The organism is Nitrospinota bacterium (assembly GCA_016235255.1).
Lineage (GTDB): Bacteria > Nitrospinota_A > UBA7883 > UBA7883 > JACRLM01 > JACRLM01.
The window spans coordinates 1-21,549 of sequence record JACRLM010000039.1; the positions used below are offsets into that span (position 1 = coordinate 1).

Here is a 21,549-nt window from a genome sequence, read left to right on the forward strand (position 1 = left end):
CCAGGTTGAGGAAAGTGAGCGGTTATAAACACCTGCCAGAACTGCGTGAGATCATGAAACGGGCTCTGGCGGGGAAGATAATGGTGAAAGCGGCGTGACGGTCATGCCGGGAGTTTCAACTAAAAAAGGGATTGACTCATGCGCGGAGCCCAGCATTTAAGCGTTAAAACGCTTTAGAGCCTGATTTTAAAGCTTGCGCTCCCAAATCCCCTTCCTCCGTCCGTTCCCATCTTTCCATGTGGGACGGGGACGCATAACGGTTGCGGCCCAATCGTCCCGAACAGGATATTTTTTTCGGGGACAATATATGAAACGCACTCATGGTCTTCTTTCCATCGCCGCCGGGGCCGCTTTCCTTCTGGGAACAACGGGCCTTGCGGGCAACTCTTTCGCCGCCGACGAGGTGAAACAGCCGGCCGCCGCAACGGCGCAGCCTTCCACGGAAACAAAGAAGGAAGAGCCGAAAAAGGAGGAGCAGGCCAAGGGGAAGAAGAAACACTCCACCAAGAAACATGAGAGCAAAAAGGCGGAGGAGAAGAAGGACGAGGCAAAGGCCGCCGACACCAAGCCGGCGGAGGCCAAACCGGCCGACACTTCCGGCAAGACCAAATAATCCCGCCCCTCTATCGGCGCCCTCCCCCTTGCGGGGAGGGCGTCTGTTTTTTTACGGCCCTATGGGTGGACATTTCTTTCACGGCGGCGGCGAATTCGCCGAAGTTTTTCGCCTTTTTCATCTTCTCCCTCGACCCTGAGTCCCGCAGGAGGGCGCTTATCTGGGCAAGTATTTCGATCTGGGCGCGGTTGTCGTTTTCCGGGGTCAATATCAGGAATATCACCTGGGCGGGCTGGCCGTCGGGCGCGTCGAAATCTATCCCTTCCCTGGAGATGCCCACCGCGATCATCGGCTCGGCAAGCCCTTTCATCCGGGCGTGCGGTATGGCGACGCCGTTGTCCAGCCCCGTGGGGACGATCTTCTCTCTATGCAGCGCGGCGAGCCTTATGTCCACCGGATTGAGCCCGGACGGGCCGGCCAGTATGGCCGAAAGTTCCGCGATGGCGTCATCACGCTCTTCGCCGCCCAGTGGATTTATGAAAGTCTCGGGGCGGAAAAGATCGGCCAGGCGGAAGGCTCTTTTATCCCCCAAGGCCCATTTCATGGCGGGGCCGCTTATCATGGAGGTGACGACGGCCATCGCAACAAGGGCCACGAACATGCCCGGGCCGATTATGCCGTATTGAAGCGCCAGTGTGGCCAAGATTATCTCCATGGCGCCCCTTGCGTTCATTCCCAGGCCGATGGCCAGCGCCTCCCGTTTTTCAGCGCCGGCTATAAGAGCTCCGGCGCCGCATCCGCCTATCTTGCCCAGGCAGGCGATCAGGATCACCACCGTTGTGAGGCCAAGCTCGAAATTGGCCGCGAAATTCATTTTCAGCCCTATCCCGGCGAAGAATATTGGGGCGAAAATGGAGGAGACGAACTGCTCTATCGCCTGTTTGGACTTTTGCCTGAGATTGGGTGAATCTCCAAGGGCGGTACCCACAATGAAAGCTCCGAACACGGCGTGAATCCCTATCCATTCGGTGAACGCAGCGGCGAAGAACGCCAGCGACACGGAAAAGCCCAGTATCCCCGCCGGCCAGCTCGTCCGGGCGTTTAACAATGGCATTATCCGGTTGGACGCGCGCCGGCCGATAGTCAGCGCGCCTGCCACGAACGCGAGGGTGAGGGCGAACGTGACCGCCGGGGAAAAATGCTCCGGCGATCCGGCCCCGATGATCCAGATGATCACCGCGAACAAAAGCCATCCGAACAGGTCGTCTATCATCGCCGCGGACACGACCACCATCCCCATGTCCGTGCGGTACACTCCGAGGTCCATAAGGGTTTTGGCAATGACCGGCAGGGCGGATATGGAAAGAGCCGTGGCGAAAAACAGGGCGAAAATATAATGGTCGACCCCATCAGGATGGCTGATCAGTCCCGGAAACAACAGCACAGTCAAATATCCGAGAATAAAAGGGAAAAATACTCCCATCACGCTTACGCTTATCGCGGTCTTGCCCTGCCGCCACGCGGAAGTCAGGTCCACTTCCATCCCCGCCACAAGCAGGAACAAAGTGACCGCCACCGTCGAAAAACCGTTCAGAAAAAGCTTCGTCCCGTCGGTGGGCGTTATGAAATCCATCATTCCAGGGGCCAGCGATCCCAATACCGTCGGCCCCAGGATGATCCCGGCCAGAATTTCGCCCACCACCGCAGGTTGTTTCAACGCCTTTGCCACTTCCCCAAGTAGCCTTGCGGAGGCGAGCATCACCCCGAGGGTGAGCATTGTGGCGGTTATTTCACCATGAGAAAGGGTCATTCTATTGTCCTGCCTTTGCCAACTGCCGTGGAATCGTGTTTCACATTAACATGGTTCAATATATTATCCGTAAGTGCGGCGGGCAAGGACAAACGCGGGAGTTATGAATGGACAAAAAGATCGCAGTGGTGACAGGGGCCAACAGGGGAATCGGATTGGAGATATGCCGTCAACTGGCCAGTCTCGGCATAAAAGTCATCCTCACCGCAAGGGATGTGAACAAGGGGAAGGCGGCGGCGAAAATATCGGCCGAAGGACTGGAAGTGGTATTTCATCAACTTGATATTACCAGCCAGGAGAGCATGGACGCGCTGGCCGGTTTTATCGGAAAAAACTACGGACGGCTGGACATTTTGGTGAACAACGCCGCCGTGTCGCTGGATCAAGCCGGGCCGGCCACCGCGCCAGCGGCCCTTGCAGGATTGAAGGCGACGATGGAGACTAACGTTTACGGCCCATACTATTTAAGCCTCAAACTGGCGCCGCTGATGAAAAAGAGCGGGCATGGCCGCATCGTGAACGTCTCTTCCGGCCTTGGCCAACTTTCGGAAATGGGCGCAGGCTACGAATCCTACAGGATATCCAAAACGGCGCTGAACGCCGTCACGCGGATCATGGCGGCGCAGCTTGCGGGGGATGGGACAAAGGTGAATTGCGTATGCCCCGGCTGGGTGCGCACGGACATGGGAGGGCCTGAAGCCCCTCGTTCGGTTGTGGAAGGGGCGGACACAATCGTGTGGCTTACCACATTGCCGGACAACGGCCCCACCGGAGGATTTTTCAGGGACAGGAAAAGCATTCCTTGGTGAGGCGGAAAGTTCAGATAAAAACTATGGTGTTAAACGGCATTTTTGATATAGATTTATAATAGTGGATCTTTAAGGGTTTTGATGCACATATCAACTTAAATAGAGGATTTCGCGACTGGATGCAGTTGCGTATCTCGCCTAAAGCCGACTTCAATTAGCGGAGGCAATTATGGATATGGAAAGAAGGAAGTTTCTTGCCACAGCTGTAGGTTCCGCAATCCTCGCCGGGGGTTTCTCGACCCTGTTCCAGTCGTGCGGCGGCTCATCCGGTTATTCGTCTAGTTCAAGCGGGGACTCTGGCGGCTCAACCAGCACGAGTGGCGGCACAAGCGGCGACTCGGGCAGCACAAGCGGAGGAGCCTTAAGCGCTTGCGAAACCAACGGAACCAGCGTTTCCATAGGGACCAACCACGGGCATTCGGTTCCGGACATCACAGCGGCCGATGTGACTGCGGGGGTGGAAAAAACCTATTCGCTCGGATCGGGGCAGGGGCACACCCATACCGTCACGGTCTCCGCGGAATCATTTGCGGCGCTAAAGGTGGGGAATCCGGTCACTGTCAATACCGATTCAGACAGTACCGGGCATGTTCATGAGGTGACGATTTCCTGCGCCTGAAAGTGGCAAAGTGATTTTAAAACTGTCCGGGGCGGATTATCCACCCCGGACGTTTCAGTCTTAACTACAGCAGCGATATCCCCACGATGAACGGGCTGATGATCAGCGAGATCGTGTTGATGACCTTGATAAGGGCGTTGAGCGCGGGCCCGGCGGTGTCCTTGAAAGGATCGCCCACCGTGTCGCCCACCACCGCCGCCTTGTGTGCGTCGGATCCCTTGCCGCCATGCTCGCCGGTCTCAATCAGCTTCTTGGCGTTGTCCCAGGTGGCCCCGCCGTTGCACATGAAAAGGGCCATCAGCAGGCCGGAGACTATCACGCCGCCCAAAAGGCCCGCCAGTGCGACTGGGCCGAACACGAAGCCCACAACGATGGGCGACAGGACCGCAGCCAATCCCGGTATCACCATTTCCTTGAGCGCCGCTGTCGTGACGATGTCCACGCAGGTGGCGTATTCGGGCTGGCCGGTCCCCTCCATTATCCCCTTGATCTCCTTGAACTGGCGGCGCACCTCCTGCACGACGGCGAAGGCCGCGCGGCCGACCGCTTCCATGCAATGGGCGGAGAAGAAATACGGCAGCGCCGCGCCGATGAACAGCCCGATGATCAGCGAAGCGTCGTTCATCAGGAAAGGCACCGGCTTGCCGGATGCGTGGACGATCTCGTCCGAATACGCCTGGAACATGACCAGGGCGGCAAGGGCCGCCGAACCGATTGCGTAACCTTTGGTGACCGCCTTTGTGGTGTTGCCCACCGCGTCCAGCTCGTCGGTGATCTTGCGGACTTCCGGAGGCAGGTGGGACATTTCGGCGATACCGCCGGCGTTGTCTGTGATGGGGCCATAGCTGTCCATCGCGATGACCATTCCGGTGGTGGAAAGCATCGCCACCGCAGCTATCGCTATGCCGTACACGCCAGCCAGGGCAAAGGATGAGGCCATGGCCGTCACGATAATCAGTATCACCGGCGTGGTGGAGTTCATCCCCATGGCAAGGCCCATGATGATGTTCGTGGCCGCGCCGGTCTCGCAAGATTTAGAGACGGCCTTGACCGGATGGAAGCCGGTGGAGGTGTAATACTCCGTCGAAACAGTTATTGCGATTGTGACCACAAGCCCCACGAGCCCGGCGAGGAAGAGATGGAAATCGCCATGCATCAGTTGCTGTGATATGAAGAAGAAGGCCGCCGCTGAGATCACCCCCGTGACGATCTGCCCCTTGTAAAGGGCCATCGTTATGGAATGGTCGCTCCCCAGCTTTATGAAGAACGTGCCTATGATGGTGGCGAAGATGGCCGAGGCGCCCAGCGCCAGCGGGAATATCACAGCGTTTATCCCGAAGGCGGCCTGCGCCTCATGGGAGGTGGAGGCGAGGATCATGGCGGCGATCATGGTCACCGCGTATGTCTCAAAAAGGTCGGCGCCCATGCCCGCGCAGTCACCCACGTTGTCCCCCACGTTGTCGGCGATGACGGCCGGGTTGCGTGGATCGTCCTCCGGGATTCCGGCCTCCACCTTGCCAACAAGGTCCGCCCCAACGTCCGCCGCCTTGGTGAATATGCCGCCGCCGACGCGGGCGAAAAGCGATATGAGGCTTGCGCCGAAGCCGAAGCCGATGGTCGTTAAAGGATCACCGGTGATATAATAGGTTGTGGTGACGCCGATCAGCGAAAGCCCGACCACCATGAGACCTGTGACGGAGCCCCCCTTGAAAGCCACGTCCAGCGCCGCTTCCAGCCCCTTTTTGGCCGCCTCGGCGGTGCGCACGTTGGACCGGACGGACACCATCATCCCTATGTATCCGGCCAAGGCGGACATGAAAGAGCCGGCGATGAACCCGAACGCGTGGGCCGGGCTGACCAGAATGTAAAGAACGCCGAATATCACAACGGCAAAACCGGCCACCACCTTGAACTGGCGGTTCAGATAAGCCACCGCCCCCTGCCGGATGGCCGCGGAAATGGATTTCATCTTGTCCGACCCTTCTGGCATCGCCATGATCTTGACGATCAGCGATATGGCGTACAATACAGCCGCCGCCCCGGCCAGTTCGGCGAGAATAATAACGTAGTTGGACGCTACCGTCGCGGTAATTTCCTGTTTCATGCCCTACCCCGAATTCTGGTTGTGTTGTGGAAAACTGGTGAAAAAAGTTGTCAACGGGCGAGTTTACCAAAGGCCTGTCCGGTTGTCACGAAATAATATGCCAGCAGGCCAGGGCTCCCGGATCGGCGAAAAACGGACGGAACCGGCGAAATAATATTACAATTGAACCTTTCAAGAATTTGACATGAGAACAGCCAGAACAGTCCTGTTGATCGCCGCCGTTGTGGGATTGCTGGACTATTCCACATCATTTTTCATAAAGACCGTCTATTCCGGCGACACGGGGATGAAGGAGGACTTCTGGGCCGGGCGCAAGGTTTTTCAGGCAGGCTCCGCTTCACCTCTGATACCCGCGCAGCTTCCGGGCCCGGCGGACGCATGGGCCGGGAACGAATCAAAGGAAATAACGATAGAGGCTCCCTCTTCGGGCGCCCTTTGTCTGACGGTCCATTTTCTGGACAGCCACGACAAGGCGCCACCCGTGCTATCTGTGATGACCGGCGGCGTGGAAGTTGACACGATCATCGTCCCCAAGGGCGCCGGGAGGGACGCCGCTTCATGGGAAACAGCGGGCATTCCATCTGTACGAACCGTCCCAATTCCCGCCTCCGCCCGCAAAGATTCCAGTGGGATATCGATCCGATCGGTATCCGGATCATGGGCGGCGATTGGTGAAATAACGGTGTCCCGCGCTCCGTGGAAATGGTCGTTCCATGTTGGCTTAGCCAGTCTGGCACTACTTGCCGCGATATGGCTCATCGGCGCCGCGCGCCATGGATGGACGGGAATATTCGCAATAAAGGCCGCTCTGGCCGCCGGGACGCTGCTTTTCACCATCGCCGCCGCCGAAATCGTCATGCGGACCTTTTTCCCCCAACGCCAGTTCACTCCATCCCTCCAGGCGGTGTACGATCCCGATCCGGTTATCGGTTTCAAACTGCGCCCGAACGTCAAAACAAGCCTGGGATTCGACACCAACCGTTTCGGCATGCGCGATTTTGACCGTTACTCGATGAAAAAGCCGAAAGGTGTTTTCCGGATACTTTGCGCCGGAGATTCGCTTACCTCGGCGTTGACCCGGCTGGAGGACTCGTATCCGAAAGTGATGGAGAGCATATTAGGCCGGCGCGGCGGCGCGGCGGCGGAAGTCCTCAACGCAGGCGTGGCCGGGTATGGGCCGGACGAGGAATTCTATTACCTGCGGGACATCGGCCTTGAATTCGGGCCGGACATTGTCACAGTCGGATTCTCCGTGGCCACGGACATCACCGACAGCCTGTCCCATCCAGCCTATACCGCCGTGGACGGGGTGATGGTGAGCATGGAGGAGGCCGGAAAACTCTCGCGGGAAAGGATTTCATGGGAAGTGAAGGCCAGGAGAGCGCTCAACTGGTTCCACCTGGCCCGGTTTGCCGCCAATAGGAATTACGCCGCAAAATTCACCGCCGCCGAAAAGAGGAGCGCCATTGTGCGCCAGAAAATGAACGCTGCCTCCACAAGTTGCGTCACCAACGCCCTCCACACCATGCACATGGCTCCCGGCGATTTTGATCCTGTGACAAAGGAGGGCTGGGCCAAGGCGGTCGGCTGGCTGGACGCCATGGACAAGCTTGCGGCCGGGCGCAAAGCCAAACTGGCCATCGCCATATTGCCGGACGTGATGCAGTTTGCCACCCCTGAGGTTTTGAGGGTAAGGAGCCAGTTCGGGCCGCGCTACAAATGGGAGGGGCAGCCGCAGGAAGCGCTTATGGAAGAAGGGCGCAGGCGCGGATGGAAAATATTCGACCCGTTGCCGGCGATGACGGCCAGATGGGACGGAAAGCCGCTATTTTACTGCCAGGACACGCATTTTAACGAACGGGGCAACAGGCTTTTCGCGGAAGTGTTCACCGAATGGCTGGAAAAAGAAGGCCTCGTCCCGGCCGGTGGAGGGAAATGACAGGTGGCGCCGGGACTTTCGTGGAGCGGCGGGAAACTTATTTGATATGAGAGCAGCCAGGATAGCCCTGTTGATTGCCTCCTTTGCGGGATTGTTCGATTATTCCACGTCGTTCTTCATAAAGACCGTTTATTCCGGCATCACCGGAATGAACGAGGTTTTATTGGCGGGCCGCAATTCTTTTAAGGCCAGCGCCGATTCGCCTCTGATACCGTCGCAGCTTCCTGGCCCGGCGGACGCCTGGGCGGGATATGAATCCAAGGAAATCACCATCGAGGCGCCGCACGCTGGCGGCCTGTGGCTGAAGGTCCATTTTATGGACAGCCATGAAAAGACGCCGCCGGTCCTGTCGGTGATTGCCGGCGGAGCGGAGGTGGACACGATCATCGTCCCCAAGGGCGCCGGGGTGGACGCGGCGTCATGGGAAACATCCGGCTCCTCATCCGTGCGGGACATTCTCATTCCCGCCTCCGCCCGCAAAGGATCCCGCGAACTGACAATACGTTCGGTCTCCGGGTCGTGGGCGGCCATCCGCGAAATAACGGTCTGCCGCGCCCCATGGAAATGGTCGCTCCAAGTTTGCGCGGCCAGCCTGGCGTTATTGGCAACTATCGGTGTTTTTGGGGCCATCCGCCGAGGGGAGCTCAAAGAATATGCGGCAAACGCGGCCCTTACAGCCGGGACGCTTATTATCACCCTTGCCGCGGTTGAATTTGCATTGCGGACGTTCTTCCCCCAGCCCCAGTTCATCCCGGCGCTCGCATCGGTATACGATGCCGACCCTGTGATCGGATATAAATTGCGTCCCAACGTAAAAACCAGCCTTGGTTTTGACACCAACCGTCACGGAATGCGCGATTTTGACCATTACTCAATTAAGAAACCCGGTGGCGTTTTCCGCATATTGTGCATAGGCGACTCCTTCACGTTTTCGATGACGCGCCTGGAGGACTCGTACCCGAAAGTGATGGAAAGGTTGCTAAACAGCGATGGACGGCGTTTGGAGGCGCTCAACGCAGGAGTTGGGGGGTATGGGCCGGACGATGAATTCCACTATTTGCGGGAAATCGGAATGGAGTTTGGCCCTGACCTGGTCACGGCAGGTTTTTTTGTCGGCAACGACATCACCGATAGTTACGACCATCCCTCCAGCGTCGCGGTGGACGGCGCCCTGGTGAGCGTGGAAGAATCGCGAAAACGCTCGCGGGAAAGAATTTCATGGGAAGTAAAGGGGCGGCTGGCCTTGAACTGGTTCCACCTGGCGCGGTTCATCGTCAACAGGGATTACGGCGCCGTATACAAGGCCGCCGAAAGGAGAAGTTCCAATATACGCGAGAAAATGAACGCCTCCTCCGCAAGCTGCGTCTCCGACGCGATCAACCGGGTGCATCTTCCGCCATCGGGATTCGAACCTGTGATAAAGGAGAGCTGGGGCAAGGCGGTCGGCTGGCTGGACGCCATGGACAAGCTTGCGGCCGGGCGCAACGTAAAGCTTGCCATCGCAATCATCCCGGACGTGATGCAGTTTGCAACTCCGGAGGTGGAGAGGATCAGAAAGCAGTTCGGGCCCCGCTACAGGTGGGAGGATCAGCCGCAGGAAGCGCTAATGGAAGAGGGGCGCAGGCGCGGATGGAAGATATTCGACGCGGCCCCGGCGATGCGGGCCAGATGGAAAGGGGAACCGCTTTTTTATTGCCAGGACACGCACTTTAACGAACGGGGCAACAGGCTGTTCGCGGAAGTGTTCGCCGAATGGCTGGTGAAAGAAGGGCTCGTCCCGGCGGGCGGCGTGGGCCAAATCAGAAAAAAACAGTTTATTTCGTAATCACCGGCCGCTTGTGCCCGGCCTTGGGTATCCACCACTCGTCGAAATTGTACGCGATGCCGGCAGGGCCGGGGTCTATCCCGCGCACTCGCGACGATACGATGGGAAGCGCCTCGGGAACGTACAGGAATGTGTATGGCTGCTCGTCGGCGAGTATGTCCTGGAACCGGTGGTACAGCTTTTTCCGCGCCTCCTTGTTGAACGTGCGGCGGGCGTCGTCCAATATCTTGTCCACCTCGGCGTTGGAGTAGCTTATAAAGTTAAGTTCGTGCTCGCCGGTCTTTTTTGAATTCCATATCTCATACTGGTCCGGGTCTATCCCCAGGCTCCACCCGAGTATGCAGGCGTCGAAATTGCGCTTGTTGATGAAATTGTTTATGAATGACGACCACTCCAGCACCCGCACGCCGACCTTGATCCCCACCTGCTTCAAGCGCTGCTGGAGTATCTCCGCCGTCTTGGCGCGCAGGGGGTTTCCCTGGTTTGTGATTATCTCGAACTCGAAAGGCTTGCCGTCCTTGACAAGGTAGCCCTCGGAGTTCTTCTGGCTCCATCCCGCCTCTTTCAAAAGAGCGGCCGCCTTGGCCGGGTCATACGTATATTTTTTCACGTCGCTTTTGTACGCCCACGTGCCAGGCTTGTACGGCACGTCCGCCTCCTGCCCCAGGCCCATCAGCACGCCGTCTATAAGTTCGCGCTTGTCTATGGCGTATGTTATGGCCTGGCGCACCCTTTTGTCGGCGAACATGGGCCTTTGCATGTTGTAGCCCATATATGTGTAGGCGTTGGCCAGGTACTTGTACTTCCTGTAATTCTTCTGGAAATATTCGCCGTCCGTCTGCTTGAGGTATTGCAGCGGCTGGAGGCTCATCATGTCTATGCCGCCGGATTTAAGCTCCAGGAACTGGGTTGCCGGGTCTGGTATCACCCTTGTGATGTTCTTTGCTATCATCGGCCGCCCAAGGTAATGGGCCGGATTGGACTCCAGAATGATGTGCGTCTGGGCCTTCCACTCCACAAAACGCCATGCGCCGTTGCCAACCGGGTTGCGCGCCAGCGGCGATTTTATCAAGTCGGCCGGTTTGGTCCCCTTCAGCAAATGCCTTGGAAGCCCCGTCATGCCCGCCATGCGCACCAACGCCGGCGCATATGGCTCCTTGAACGTGACCCGGAAAGTGAAATCGTCCGGCGCCTCGGCTTTCTGGATTTGCATAAAATCCTCCTTATACGCCGATGGGACGTCCGGATGGACCATCATTTCGTACTGGAACAACAGGTCGTCCGCTGAAAAATGGGCTCCGTCATGCCATTTTATGTTTTTGCGCAGATGGAATGTGATCGTTTTCTGGTCCGCTGAAACGTCCCACTTCTCCGCCATGCCTGGTATGAGGTCATAATTTTTGTCCAGCCGCATAAGCTGGCCGAAAACAGCGTCAGCCACCCCGGCTGAAGCGGAGTCCGCCGCCAGAAAGGGGATGAGGTTGGAAGCGTCGCCTATTGATTCGGCCACGAGAGTATCGCCGAAATCCTGCGCGTTTGGAGATTCTTTTGTTGGAGATGCGGAAGGGGAGGAAATATCCGGCTTCTGCGGCGCGCTGCTATTGTCGCACGCCGCAAAGGCCGTTAAACAAAAAGAAAGTATGATGGCGACCGCGGCTTTTGGCCGAATCGCCATCCTTAAATTACTTCTTGGCAGCCGGGGCAGCGGCAGGAGCCGGGGCAGCGGCCGGGGCCGGAGCGGCGGCAGGAGCCGGAGCGGCCGGTGCGGCGGCCGGGGCAGCAGCGCCCTCAGGAGCCGGAGCGGCGGCCGGAGCGGCGGCTTCAGGAGCCGGAGCCGGGGCCGGAGCCGGGGCGGCGGCAGGAGCCGGAGCAGGGGCCGGGGCCGGAGCAGGGGCTTCCTGCGTGCAGGCGATCATCGCAACGCTGACAAAAGCAAGTAAAGTGGCAATACGTTTCTTCATCTTTTCTCTATCCTCCGTTTTTTCCATTTGATCCGCCATTAACTGGCCCTGCCGCGCCGGGTTTCGACCCCGCTGACTCATCAAGGGGGCCTCCCGTATCGGTGGCCGCGCTGGCTGGATCTTTTTTGGTTTGAGACGCTTTGGCGCTGTCATCCGCCGGCAGTTCCACCGGAAGAGTGGCAGGACCCGCCGGAATAACCGACGTTTCCTTCCTCCCGCTGGACATCGCCGAAAGGGTCAACGACGTTAACATAAATATTATGGCGGCCCCGGTGGTTATCTTCGCCAGGGCGGAGGCAGGGCCTCTGGAGCCGAAAAGCGTCTGGCTTGAACCGCCAAACGCGGCCCCCATGGCGGCGCCTTTGCCTTGCTGCAGCAAAACTATGACAATCAAAGCCACCGCGACAACCACATGCGCCACAGTGACCAAGGTCGAAATCATTACTTACCACTCTCCCCTTGTATAAAAACAAGAAGGATAGCATAGACATTTGTCCGGCGCAACAGTCAAAGTGGGGATTATTATGAATTCCAAAATCGGCCGTGGTACCATATTAAAATGACTATAGTTGATGTTGACACCATTGTTTTCGACCTGGACGGCACCCTCATAGACTCCAAGGAAGACATCGCCGACGCGCTCAACCACACTTTCGGGGAAATGGGGTACGATCCGCTCCCCATGAGCGTGATCGAAAGCTTTGTCGGCAATGGAATCAATCCGCTCATCCATAAGGCCGTAATTGCGGCGGACCATCTGGAGCGGGAGACAGAGGCTCTGAACCTATTCCGGGAGCGGTATTGGGAGCGTTTGCTGGTGAAGACCCGGCCATACGACGGAGTTGCCGACACCCTCAAAAAGCTGGGCGGGCGCTATCATATGGGGCTGATCTCCAACAAGCCGCAGCGGTTCACCTTCAAAATAGTGGATGAACTGGGCTGGGGGCCATATTTTGACGGGGCCGTTTACGGCGGTGACACGTTGCCCGTGAAAAAGCCGGATCCGGCGGCGCTTCTGGCCATAGCGGAAAAGTACGGAACGGCCCCGGAAAGGTTGATGATAGTGGGCGACTCCGCCGTGGACGTGGCCACCGGCAGGAACGCCGGCGCCCGCACAGTGGGCGTCACATACGGGTTTCGCGGCGTGGACGAGCTTAAGGATGCCGGGGTGGAAATATTGATAGACCGCTTCGGCGAGCTTCTGGACATCCTCGGCGGCGCAAAATGATCCGCGAAGGGGAATGCATTGGCTGCGGCGGATGCTGCCGCAAAATGCGGATCACCGGGATATTGAGCCACGTGATAGGCCAGCACGGCTCCATGGACGAGGCCCGCGCCTATTACAGCTTCCGCAAAATCGCCATAACCCAGGTTGATCCCTCCACCGACACACTCTGTTTCGAGCTGGACATCCCCTGCGACAAACTGACGCCAGGCAACCACTGTTTGCTGCACGGCCAACCAGAGTTAAAGCCTGTGATCTGCCACCGTTATCCTATGGCGCCGGACGATATTGAAGGGTGCGGATTTAATTGGAGGTAGGCCGCTCAATATATAGAAATATATGGCCATTCCAATGAAGGGAACTGCTGCGCCCGGCCACATGTCATCAAAATCAGACTCCAAAGAGTTATATGGTATAATCCTCGCATCTATACGGGATTGAGATTATGAGCACCCGGTTCCTCGCGCAATTTCTGATAATTCCAACGTTCCTGGCGGTCATTGCCGGATGCGGCGCTTCTATAGATAAGGAGAAAGGCTCCTCCTCTGGAGCCACCAGCGCCAAATTACAGCTTACATGGCCCGAGGGCTACCGTTACGATCCGGCCACGCGAAAACTCACGGCGCCTTCTTCATTCGTCCGCAGGGAAGCGCCCTTCTATGTCACCAGCGTCACGATGACCGTCAGCGGCCCGGACATGGAGCCGATGACCGTGGACGTTCCGCTGGACACTTTGACCGTTGACCTTACAGTTACTTTCGGCGAGCGCTATTTCGACGTTCTGGTGGAGACGGAATACGGCGATACGTTCACGGGGTCGGAGACGGCGGCGGTGTCTCCATTCGGCTCCCCGGTGCTGGTGATCGAGCTTGAAGTGAACGCGCCCCCGGTGATAACGGGGATTGAAATGTCCATCCCCGAACCCAGACCCGGGGACACCATTTCGGTGACAGGATACGCCGAAGACCCGGATGCTGACGATGAGTTGACTTACGCCTGGTACGCCTACGGGCTCAACGGCTCTGAATCGGCTTCGGGCCAGACTGTGACCGGCAGCGTGCCCATTGAAGGCGGGCAGTTCACCATCATACTGGTTGTGGATGACGGGCACGGCGGAGTGGCTTCGCAGGAACTGACCTTCGACGCCAGGGGGACGGCGCCCGTGATACTGGGGATGACCGCCTCCAACACGGCCCCGAAGATAGGGGATGTGGTCAACCTTTACGGCTACGCCACGGACGACGATCCGGGCGACACGCTGACCTACGAGTGGACTGTGACGGACCCAAAGGGGAGTTCGTACAACGTGCAGGGGGATAACGCGTCCATGACGATTTCCTCCACCGGCGCGCACGAAGTGACACTGACGGTGACCGATCTGCAGGGCAACTACGCCACATCTTCCATGACCATTGACGTGATCTGCAACTACGGCACGCCGCAGGCTCCAATAAACGTCACGGCGGCCGCAGGCACGGGCAGCTCGATAGTGATAAGCTACCAGTATCCCGGCGGCGGGGCAGGCGAAACGTCTGACGGGATCGCGGTGTACAACCTTTCATGGAAGGACGTAACGCTCACCACCACTGGATGGAAGGGGGGATATTCACGCACCGGGAGCATCACCTATTCTTGCACCCAGGGCCATCAGTATAATTTCCAGGTGAGCGCTGGCAATTCATGTTATGTGGCGGGTTCGTACTCCGCATGGACTGGACAGATAATATGCCCATAACAGTGTGTACATGCAATTTATGAACAAGAACAGTTTCCGTGTCGCGGCAATAGCGGCGTTCGCGGTCGTCTTGCTTGCCGCCGGGCGCTCCTGGTCCGCGCCGATAAGCGCGAAGGCCGTTCACGTTGAAGGCTCCGTTGTGGTAATCTCCGTCAGGGACGCAAAGATGCGCGCCGTGGCGAAGGGGGACACTTTCTCGGAAGGGGACAGGATAAAAACATCCTCCAATGGCGTGGTGGAGGTGGAACTGGACACAAGCGACCTTATCCGGCTGGACAAAAACTCCGACCTGGTGATAAAGTCGCTCAACCGTAATCCCAAAGGCTCCACCTTCTCCATCTTCAGCCTGATGATCGGAAGGGTCAAATCCGCCGTCTCAAGGCTTGCGGACCGTGAATCAAGGTTTGAATACCATACAAAGGCCGCGATATGCGGCGTTTCCGGCACTCCCCCTTTCATTGTGGAGTCCACAAATGGCGAGACCAACGTGGACCTTCTCGGCGAACCTGGCGAAAAAGGTTCGGTTTATGTCAGGGGATTCGATCCTGCGGCGACCATGGTACATGTCCTTTCCGGCTCCCGCACCGTTGTGAACTTCGGGTCGGCTCCCACCGCTCCTTTTCCAATCTCTTCTGACAGGCGCCAGCATTTGAACAGGACTGTGCCGTTTAAGACCGTTCCGAAAATTCAACATGCTCCAGAGGCGAAAAAGGAAAACGGGGAGCCGAAGGAGGAGCCGAAAGAAGAAAGCGGCGGCCAGGACAAGCAGGGCTCCGCCGGAGAAGTAAAAGAACCTGACGCAAATGGCCAGGTTGACGCGCCCGGCGCCGGCTTTAACGACGCCATAGACACAATGACCCTGAACAATTTGAGCAGAAATGTGAGCGTTCCCAAGCAATTAAGCCCCGAAGACGCGGCCGGGACAGCCGCTATCGAGCAATTTGGGACATCGCAGCAAGGGGTCATCGAGGGACAGGCGGAGACTTCCGGGGCCGCTGCGATCCCCCCGGCGTCTGCCTCTGTCCAAGTACAGATAAAACTCAAATGACGCCGCTAAAACGGGCGTGGGCTCTGGCCGCAATGTTGCTCGCCATTTGCGGGCAAAGCTACGCGCAGGAGCAGGAGGCGTCTCCATGGTTGCTGACTGTGTCGGCAAACCACGGAGCATGGAACTCGGACAAAGCTTCATCCGACGGATCGCAGACCACCGGATTTGTGCAAATGGCTTATGCGGTGGAGTCTTGGGGGCTCTCGGTCTCCGGCACATATGCGCGCACTTCCTATATGACAGAGGGGGCGGACGGGCGATTCGAGGTGTCCACGCCGGCGGACACGGACATATCCACTTTCTACTTGGTCAAGCTTGCCGGCTGGACGCTTCGCGGCGGCGTGGACATAAAGGCGCCCACCGGCAAGCACGCATACACCGACGAAGAGATATCAAGAATAATGGTGGACAAGCTCAGCCAGGAGATAATGCTGCTTAACACATATGGCGGCGGCCTGAGCGTCATTCCGCATTTCGTCGCAGTATATTCCATGAAACCTTTCACCATCGGCGCGGCGGCGCGCTATGAAATCACCGGGGAATATGATCCGACAACACAGACCGGAAATGACAATTTCAACCCCGGCGACAGGATCACAGCGCTTCTGACCGGGGCATGGGCGGTAACCGACGACGACGCATTGATGCTCACGGCGTCTTATCTCAGCCTTGGGAAAGACAAGCAGGACGGAAAAGACGTGTTCCGCCAGGGCGACACATACTCCGCGGACGCGAGATATATCCGGAGTTGGGGAGAGGCGTTAAGCACGAGCCTTGGCGTCATATATAGAAACCAAGGGATCAACCAGGCCCTCACGGCGGAAAGCTACCTGCAAAGCGAGGTCTCCAACTCCAACAACAACTCGCTGGAGACCTACCTCAATGGTCAGTACCGATATACGAAAAGTCTCCTGTTGCGTGGCACGGCCGGAATGAAAATTGTCGGGGCAAACGGTTATCCGGAGGACGATCCTTTATACGATGCAGGCATTGAAAAGCAATATTTGGAGGCCGGCGCGTCATGGTATTTCACCGAGGGGATGTACACCACGGCCCTGCTGAGGTACACGCGTATAAAGAACAAAATGGACGCCTTGTCATCGGCGGACACGGTTTATGGCCTGGTCAACGTTGACATTTCGTTTGTTTACGGCTTTTGACGCAAAGCCGTCATCGTTGAATTCAATTCAATAAATGGCCACGCCCGGGATCGCGGCAGGAATCTTGCCAACATGTATCGTTTTCCAGAAAAAGGATTTGGAGAAAAGGGGGCTGATATTCTGAAACGAAAGGCGTCTAATTGGTGGAGCTGAGGGGGATCGAACCCCTGGCCTCTTGAATGCCATTCAAGCGCGCTCCCAGCTGCGCCACAGCCCCATCAAAAGAGTTAATTTAACAAAAGACTATTTTCCCGTCAACTAAATTGATTTGATTCGTCGGCCATTATATTCGATGAGAATCCGGCCTGTCATGGATTGTGGGCGATGGGGGGCGCGCCTGTCCATGGCAATTCAAGGCTCGCCTGGGCCTGGCTCGGCAAATAGTTCAGCCAATTTTGGCGCTTACACTGTGGGCCACTGAAAACCGTTCATTTCCTCGATGAAATGGGCGTACTCCAATTTTACCGAAGCAAGGTTCTCCACGGACCTTTCGCAGTCGTTCTCCTCCGCGCTATCTTCGCACAGCATCGCCGCGTGGGCCAGCCGTTCCGCCCCGACGTTGGCGGCGGAGCCTTTCACGCTGTGCGCGTGAAGGGCCGCGTCCTGCATATTCTTTTTTTTAACCGCTGTCTCGAGCTTGTCCAGGACAGCGGGGGTGTTCGAGAGGAATTTGTCCATCAGGGTCCTTACAAGCGAAACGTCGAAGTTCAACCTGCCGCGCATGCCGCTGTAATTGAACACCACCCTGGGGGGCGTCTCTCCCTCAGCGGCGTAGCCATCGGCCTGGCCTCCCTCACGAAGCCAACGTTTAAGGACGGTGTTTATGGCGTCAACGCTGACAGGCTTGCTCACATAATCGTCCATCCCGGCCGCTATGCATTTTTCCCTGTCGCCCATCATGGCGTTTGCGGTCATTGCGACGATTGGGATGCGCTTTTTCCCATCCTCCCCGCTTCTAATGGACCTGGACGCCTCATATCCGTCCATCACCGGCATATGGCAGTCCATGAACACTATGTCATAGTCCACCTTTTCCAGCAGGTCGAGCGCTTCCTGCCCGTCGCCGGCCACGTCCACTATAAGCCCCATCCGCGCCAGTATCCCCCTGGCCACGGCCTGGTTGGTTATGTTGTCCTCCACCACAAGCGCGATGCCTTTGTGCGCCCCGGCGGGTATCTCGCGCCCCGCGCCCCTGCGGGCTTCGTGCGGGAGCCTGTTGCTGGTCAATATCCCTGAGCCCTCCCCACGCGGTTTTGTGTTCCGCAGCGTCACCAGCGTGTCGAACAATTGGGACTGGCGTATGGGCTTTAAAAGATAGGCGTCAAAGCCTATCGCCTCGAATTTCTTGGCGTCTCCCGCGCCGCCGCCGGATGTGAGCATCACAAGCCTGATTCCGCTCAGCTCCGGGATGGCCCGCATGGCCCTGCCGAGCGTTTCCCCGTCCATCCCCGGCATAAGGTGGTCCACAACGGCAACTTCGTGCAGCGCCCCTGCCTTGGAGGCGGCCAACAGTTGGATGAGCGCGTCCGAGCCGCTGGAAACGCAATCGCACACTATCCCCCAGTGGGTAAGCTGCTCCCGGAGTATTTTCAGGTTCACGTCGTTGTCGTCCACCACAAAAACGCGCATCCCCGCCAGGCTTTCAAATGAGACCGATTCCGGGGCCGATCCGGAGGCCTCCGGCAACGGAAGGCGGACAAGGAAAGTGGCCCCCTCGCCTATCTTGCTTGTGACGCTAATCGAGCCGCCCATCATCTCCACAAGCTGGTTTGTGATAGCCAGGCCAAGCCCCGTGCCGCCGAATTTGCGGGTCGTGGAGGCGTCCACCTGGGTGAACTTGTCGAAAATCTTTTTTTGCATCTGTTCGGGGATGCCCACGCCGGTGTCCTTGACCGAGACGGCGAATGCGCCTGGGCCTGTTCCGCCCGCTTCATGCTGGACGTCGATGAGTATGTAACCTTTTTCGGTGAACTTGATAGCGTTGGAAATCAGGTTCATGATTATCTGGCGGACCCTGCCCGGATCCCCTTCAACGCGGCGGGGCGCCTTCGGATCGTACCGGAGGATGACCTCCAGCCGTTTTTCATGCGCCTTGAGGCACAGTGTGTCGATCACGTCCTCGATCCCCTGCCGCAGGTCGAACGGGATCGGCTCTATGGAAAGCTTTCCCGCCTCTATCTTGGAGAAATCGAGGATGTCGTTTATGATCGAAAGCAGCGACTCGGCCGAACTGCGGATGGTTTCGGCGTAGTCGCGCTGCTCGTGGCTAAGCCTGGTGTCCAGCAACATACTTGTCATCCCGATGACGCCATTGAGCGGGGTGCGGATCTCATGGCTCATATTCGCCAGAAACTCGCTTTTAAGCCTGGCCGCGCTTTCGGCCTGCTCCTTGGCGGCCAAAAGTTCGCTGTTCCGTTTTTCCAGTTCGGCGGTGCGTTCCTGTATCCTCCCCTGGAGAAGGATGTTCGTTTCAAACAACGAAAATGAGCTGCCTATGGAGTCCACGCTGCGCTCCACGCGGCTCATCAGCGAACGGTTGATTTTCCGCTGGGCCGTCAGCTCATCGTTAAGGCGGTCCAGTTCGGGGGTTGCGCTTTCAGTGTCCACGGTCACGCTCCAATTGCTATCCCGGTCAGAGTCTGGTTGACGTGGACGGCGTTGAACTGCTCCCCGTACGTGTGGAACCCTATGACGTTGTTCTCCGTCATGATCCGGGCGGCCTGTCCGGCAAGCCCCTTTTCGAGGATCTCAAGCCTGCGCAAAATACATTCGCAGCCAATCACCACCTTGGGGGAGCCTATCTGTTTTTTCACATTTTCAAACGTCTCCTCCAGGTTCTCTATTATGTCCACACCCTTGGCGAGGGTGAGAACCAGCCCTTCGTCTATTGCGCAGTAAAACGTCAGGGACCCGTCATCGTTCACTTTCTGTATGGAACGCACGTAGAACTCCCCTCCTATCTTGAGCATCACGGGATTTCTGGAGAAGATCATCGGTTCGAGCTTGTCTATGGTGAGCCCCACGAACCTTGCGTATTCCTGCGCCGCCGGGCGGCCGTTTATTTCCGTGACGATCCGCTTTTCAGGGATCGCCCCGGTGATGACCATCTTGCTCCCGTTGTCGGGAGTGAAATGCTGCGTCTTGAAGGCGGTGACAGGGAGCGTGGTGGAAAACGCCGAAAAAACCGCGGCCCCGGATATGAACTCCCCGTCATAGTACACGCAGGTTTCCTTGAACTTGAGGTTGTCCCCCGCCGAACCGCCTATTATGGGCATGGAGCCCATTGCGCCGGAAAGATAGGCCACCACAGGCTCCTCTTTGACGGAAAGGCCGTCTATGAGCAGCAATCCGAAGGAAGATGCGGCCTCGGCCCCGCTTTTTTCCGGGAACGACGCCTTGATGTCCCTGGAAATTCCGGCGGCTGCCTGCACCCCGAAATTGTTCACGTCGGGTATCAGGAACGTTTTCACCGAAAGCTCCGTGCTGGCTATGCTCACCCCGGAAAGGGACCATTCCGGGTATCCTGCCGGGGATATCTCTCCGGCTGTCGTGCATCCAATCACCGGACAGTCAAATTCGGATTTTATCGCGCGCCCAAGCTCCTTGAGATCGTAGTTGGTAGAGCAGAATATCAGCGCCAGAGACATTCCGGGCTGGCCAATCATCCCCTTAAGCTCGGCCAGCGCGCCGGAAGCGGAATCCTTGTTCAGGCTGAATCCCTTTTTTACGGATATCCTTCCATTGTCTGCCATGTCCACCCCCCAAAGTTCAAGCCGCCATGACGTAAAATATATAGACCCGGCCAATGGCCGTGAAGCCCCCGCTTCATACTTACGGATGTCAGACCGCGCCTATGGAATTATGAACCAACAATATATTGGGCGCAATAACGTCCAGGCGGCTATTTGCGCCAGGCTTCCCCATCACCCGCAAAGCTATCAAGCGGCGACAAGATATCAGTACCGGCGATTTTGTCACTTATCACCGTTGCGTCAAGCCGAAGCGTTCACCGCAGCCTTGATAATCGGGGTGAATTCGGAGGTCTTCAGGCTGGCTCCTCCTATCAGGCCGCCGTCTATGTTCGCCATGCCGAAAAGCTCTTCGGCGTTGGACGCCTTGACGGATCCGCCGTAAAGGATCCTTGCCGTCTGCGCGGCGTTCGCGCCGTACAACGTCTCAATTTTGCCTCTTATTTGCGCGTGCGCCTCGTCCGCCTGGGAGGGACTCGCCGTCTTGCCGGTGCCGATGGCCCACACAGGCTCGTACGCGATTATCACCTTTTCAAAATCGTGAAGGGCTATCCCGGCGAACGCTTCCTCGATCTGCCGGTCGAGCACGGAAAAAGCTTCCCCCGCCTCCCTTTGCGCAAGCGTTTCGCCCACGCACACAATGGGCCTAAGGCCGGCTTTGAGTGATGCGATGATTTTTTTGTTCACCGTCGCGCCGGTCTCCCCGAAAAACTGCCTGCGCTCAGAATGGCCGATTATCACAAGCTTGCATCCGGCGTCCTTTAGCATCTGGGCCGACACCTCGCCCGTGAACGCCCCGCTCTCTTCCCAGAACACATCCTGCCCCGCCACCTGGATGGACGAGTCCCCCACAATATCAAACACCGGCTTTATCGCCGTGAAAACGGGTGCCACCACGATGTCCACCTTGTGGATGTCCCGGGTCTCCTTTTTCACCGCCTCGGCCAGCTTTATGGACTGCTCTATGGTGTTGTTCATTTTCCAGTTTCCCGCCACCATCAGCCTGCGTGTC

General features: G+C 57.6%; 18 protein-coding genes and 1 tRNA gene. 10 read left to right on the plus strand and 9 right to left on the minus strand.

The genetic code is table 11. The annotated features are described in order from the left end of the window. Positions 1-307: 307 nt before the first annotated feature. On the plus strand, positions 308-613 hold the full coding sequence (locus tag HZB29_05105; GenBank protein ID MBI5814970.1) for a hypothetical protein: 306 nt from the start codon (positions 308-310) through the stop codon (positions 611-613). 10 nt (positions 614-623) lie between these two features. On the opposite strand, the gene HZB29_05110 is transcribed toward HZB29_05105, so the two are convergent. Continuing rightward, positions 624-2,363: a cation:proton antiporter gene (locus HZB29_05110; GenBank protein MBI5814971.1), complete on the minus strand. Its 1,740-nt coding sequence runs from the start codon at positions 2,361-2,363 to the stop codon at positions 624-626. Positions 2,364-2,470: 107 nt separating this feature from the next. Here HZB29_05110 and HZB29_05115 point away from each other — a divergent pair, with 107 nt between their 5' ends. Beyond that, positions 2,471-3,172 (plus strand): SDR family oxidoreductase, encoded by a 702-nt coding sequence (locus HZB29_05115; GenBank protein MBI5814972.1) that lies wholly within the window; start codon positions 2,471-2,473, stop codon positions 3,170-3,172. Between the two features lie 175 nt (positions 3,173-3,347). Further along, positions 3,348-3,791, plus strand: coding sequence for a hypothetical protein (locus HZB29_05120; GenBank protein ID MBI5814973.1), 444 nt, complete (start codon positions 3,348-3,350; stop codon positions 3,789-3,791). A gap of 64 nt (positions 3,792-3,855) precedes the next feature. On the opposite strand, the gene HZB29_05125 is transcribed toward HZB29_05120, so the two are convergent. Continuing rightward, positions 3,856-5,895: a sodium-translocating pyrophosphatase gene (locus tag HZB29_05125; protein ID MBI5814974.1), complete on the minus strand. Its 2,040-nt coding sequence runs from the start codon at positions 5,893-5,895 to the stop codon at positions 3,856-3,858. A 184-nt stretch (positions 5,896-6,079) separates the two neighbouring features. Here HZB29_05125 and HZB29_05130 point away from each other — a divergent pair, with 184 nt between their 5' ends. After that, positions 6,080-7,834, plus strand: coding sequence for a hypothetical protein (locus HZB29_05130; protein ID MBI5814975.1), 1,755 nt, complete (start codon positions 6,080-6,082; stop codon positions 7,832-7,834). A gap of 46 nt (positions 7,835-7,880) precedes the next feature. Then, positions 7,881-9,659 (plus strand): SGNH/GDSL hydrolase family protein, encoded by a 1,779-nt coding sequence (locus tag HZB29_05135; GenBank protein MBI5814976.1) that lies wholly within the window; start codon positions 7,881-7,883, stop codon positions 9,657-9,659. Here the strand turns inward: HZB29_05135 and HZB29_05140 are convergent. Genes HZB29_05140 through secG form a run of 3 tightly spaced genes read right to left on the minus strand, consistent with a single transcriptional unit; the run spans position 9,649 to position 12,059 of the window. Then, on the minus strand, positions 9,649-11,334 hold the full coding sequence (locus HZB29_05140; GenBank protein MBI5814977.1) for a peptide-binding protein: 1,686 nt from the start codon (positions 11,332-11,334) through the stop codon (positions 9,649-9,651). The genes HZB29_05135 and HZB29_05140 overlap by 11 nt on opposite strands. A 7-nt stretch (positions 11,335-11,341) precedes the next feature. Beyond that, on the minus strand, positions 11,342-11,620 hold the full coding sequence (locus HZB29_05145) for a hypothetical protein (protein MBI5814978.1): 279 nt from the start codon (positions 11,618-11,620) through the stop codon (positions 11,342-11,344). Positions 11,621-11,627: 7 nt separating this feature from the next. After that, a complete protein-coding gene (gene secG, locus HZB29_05150) occupies positions 11,628-12,059 on the minus strand; it encodes a preprotein translocase subunit SecG (GenBank protein ID MBI5814979.1) in 432 nt (143 codons plus the stop codon). A gap of 120 nt (positions 12,060-12,179) precedes the next feature. Here secG and HZB29_05155 point away from each other — a divergent pair, with 120 nt between their 5' ends. The 5 genes from HZB29_05155 (at position 12,180) to HZB29_05175 (ending at position 16,788) form a co-directional block, all read left to right on the plus strand. Beyond that, the gene (locus HZB29_05155; GenBank protein ID MBI5814980.1) at positions 12,180-12,848 is read left to right on the plus strand and encodes an HAD-IA family hydrolase; all 669 of its coding nucleotides are present in this window, start codon (positions 12,180-12,182) and stop codon (positions 12,846-12,848) included. Further along, positions 12,845-13,162 (plus strand): hypothetical protein, encoded by a 318-nt coding sequence (locus HZB29_05160; GenBank protein ID MBI5814981.1) that lies wholly within the window; start codon positions 12,845-12,847, stop codon positions 13,160-13,162. Before HZB29_05155 ends, HZB29_05160 begins: the two co-directional genes overlap by 4 nt. A gap of 128 nt (positions 13,163-13,290) precedes the next feature. Continuing rightward, the gene (locus HZB29_05165) at positions 13,291-14,580 is read left to right on the plus strand and encodes a PKD domain-containing protein (protein ID MBI5814982.1); all 1,290 of its coding nucleotides are present in this window, start codon (positions 13,291-13,293) and stop codon (positions 14,578-14,580) included. A gap of 19 nt (positions 14,581-14,599) precedes the next feature. Then, the gene (locus HZB29_05170) at positions 14,600-15,628 is read left to right on the plus strand and encodes a FecR domain-containing protein (protein MBI5814983.1); all 1,029 of its coding nucleotides are present in this window, start codon (positions 14,600-14,602) and stop codon (positions 15,626-15,628) included. Then, positions 15,625-16,788, plus strand: a complete 1,164-nt coding sequence (locus HZB29_05175) for a hypothetical protein (protein ID MBI5814984.1) — start codon at positions 15,625-15,627, stop codon at positions 16,786-16,788. Before HZB29_05170 ends, HZB29_05175 begins: the two co-directional genes overlap by 4 nt. A gap of 141 nt (positions 16,789-16,929) precedes the next feature. On the opposite strand, the gene HZB29_05180 is transcribed toward HZB29_05175, so the two are convergent. From HZB29_05180 to HZB29_05195, 4 genes are all read right to left on the minus strand, one after another. After that, positions 16,930-17,005, minus strand: a tRNA-Ala gene (locus tag HZB29_05180). A 185-nt stretch (positions 17,006-17,190) separates the two neighbouring features. Further along, entirely contained in the window at positions 17,191-19,395 is a 2,205-nt protein-coding gene (locus tag HZB29_05185; protein MBI5814985.1) for a response regulator, read from the minus strand. A 2-nt stretch (positions 19,396-19,397) separates the two neighbouring features. Then, entirely contained in the window at positions 19,398-20,540 is a 1,143-nt protein-coding gene (locus HZB29_05190; GenBank protein MBI5814986.1) for an FIST C-terminal domain-containing protein, read from the minus strand. A 240-nt stretch (positions 20,541-20,780) separates the two neighbouring features. Continuing rightward, positions 20,781-21,536, minus strand: coding sequence for a triose-phosphate isomerase (locus HZB29_05195; GenBank protein ID MBI5814987.1), 756 nt, complete (start codon positions 21,534-21,536; stop codon positions 20,781-20,783). Between the last annotated feature and the right edge of the window lie 13 nt (positions 21,537-21,549).

Bases quoted from the DNA above. Each gene is read 5' to 3' on its own strand.
- HZB29_05105 (MBI5814970.1), top strand. From the start codon at position 308: ATGAAACGCACTCATGGTCTTCTTTCCATCGCCGCCGGGGCCGCTTTC.
- HZB29_05110 (MBI5814971.1), bottom strand. From the start codon at position 2,363: ATGACCCTTTCTCATGGTGAAATAACCGCCACAATGCTCACCCTCGGG.
- HZB29_05115 (MBI5814972.1), top strand. From the start codon at position 2,471: ATGGACAAAAAGATCGCAGTGGTGACAGGGGCCAACAGGGGAATCGGA.
- HZB29_05120 (MBI5814973.1), top strand. From the start codon at position 3,348: ATGGAAAGAAGGAAGTTTCTTGCCACAGCTGTAGGTTCCGCAATCCTC.
- HZB29_05125 (MBI5814974.1), bottom strand. From the start codon at position 5,895: ATGAAACAGGAAATTACCGCGACGGTAGCGTCCAACTACGTTATTATT.
- HZB29_05130 (MBI5814975.1), top strand. From the start codon at position 6,080: ATGAGAACAGCCAGAACAGTCCTGTTGATCGCCGCCGTTGTGGGATTG.
- HZB29_05135 (MBI5814976.1), top strand. From the start codon at position 7,881: ATGAGAGCAGCCAGGATAGCCCTGTTGATTGCCTCCTTTGCGGGATTG.
- HZB29_05140 (MBI5814977.1), bottom strand. From the start codon at position 11,334: ATGGCGATTCGGCCAAAAGCCGCGGTCGCCATCATACTTTCTTTTTGT.
- HZB29_05145 (MBI5814978.1), bottom strand. From the start codon at position 11,620: ATGAAGAAACGTATTGCCACTTTACTTGCTTTTGTCAGCGTTGCGATG.
- HZB29_05155 (MBI5814980.1), top strand. From the start codon at position 12,180: ATGACTATAGTTGATGTTGACACCATTGTTTTCGACCTGGACGGCACC.
- HZB29_05160 (MBI5814981.1), top strand. From the start codon at position 12,845: ATGATCCGCGAAGGGGAATGCATTGGCTGCGGCGGATGCTGCCGCAAA.
- HZB29_05165 (MBI5814982.1), top strand. From the start codon at position 13,291: ATGAGCACCCGGTTCCTCGCGCAATTTCTGATAATTCCAACGTTCCTG.
- HZB29_05170 (MBI5814983.1), top strand. From the start codon at position 14,600: ATGAACAAGAACAGTTTCCGTGTCGCGGCAATAGCGGCGTTCGCGGTC.
- HZB29_05175 (MBI5814984.1), top strand. From the start codon at position 15,625: ATGACGCCGCTAAAACGGGCGTGGGCTCTGGCCGCAATGTTGCTCGCC.
- HZB29_05190 (MBI5814986.1), bottom strand. From the start codon at position 20,540: ATGGCAGACAATGGAAGGATATCCGTAAAAAAGGGATTCAGCCTGAAC.
- HZB29_05195 (MBI5814987.1), bottom strand. From the start codon at position 21,536: ATGGTGGCGGGAAACTGGAAAATGAACAACACCATAGAGCAGTCCATA.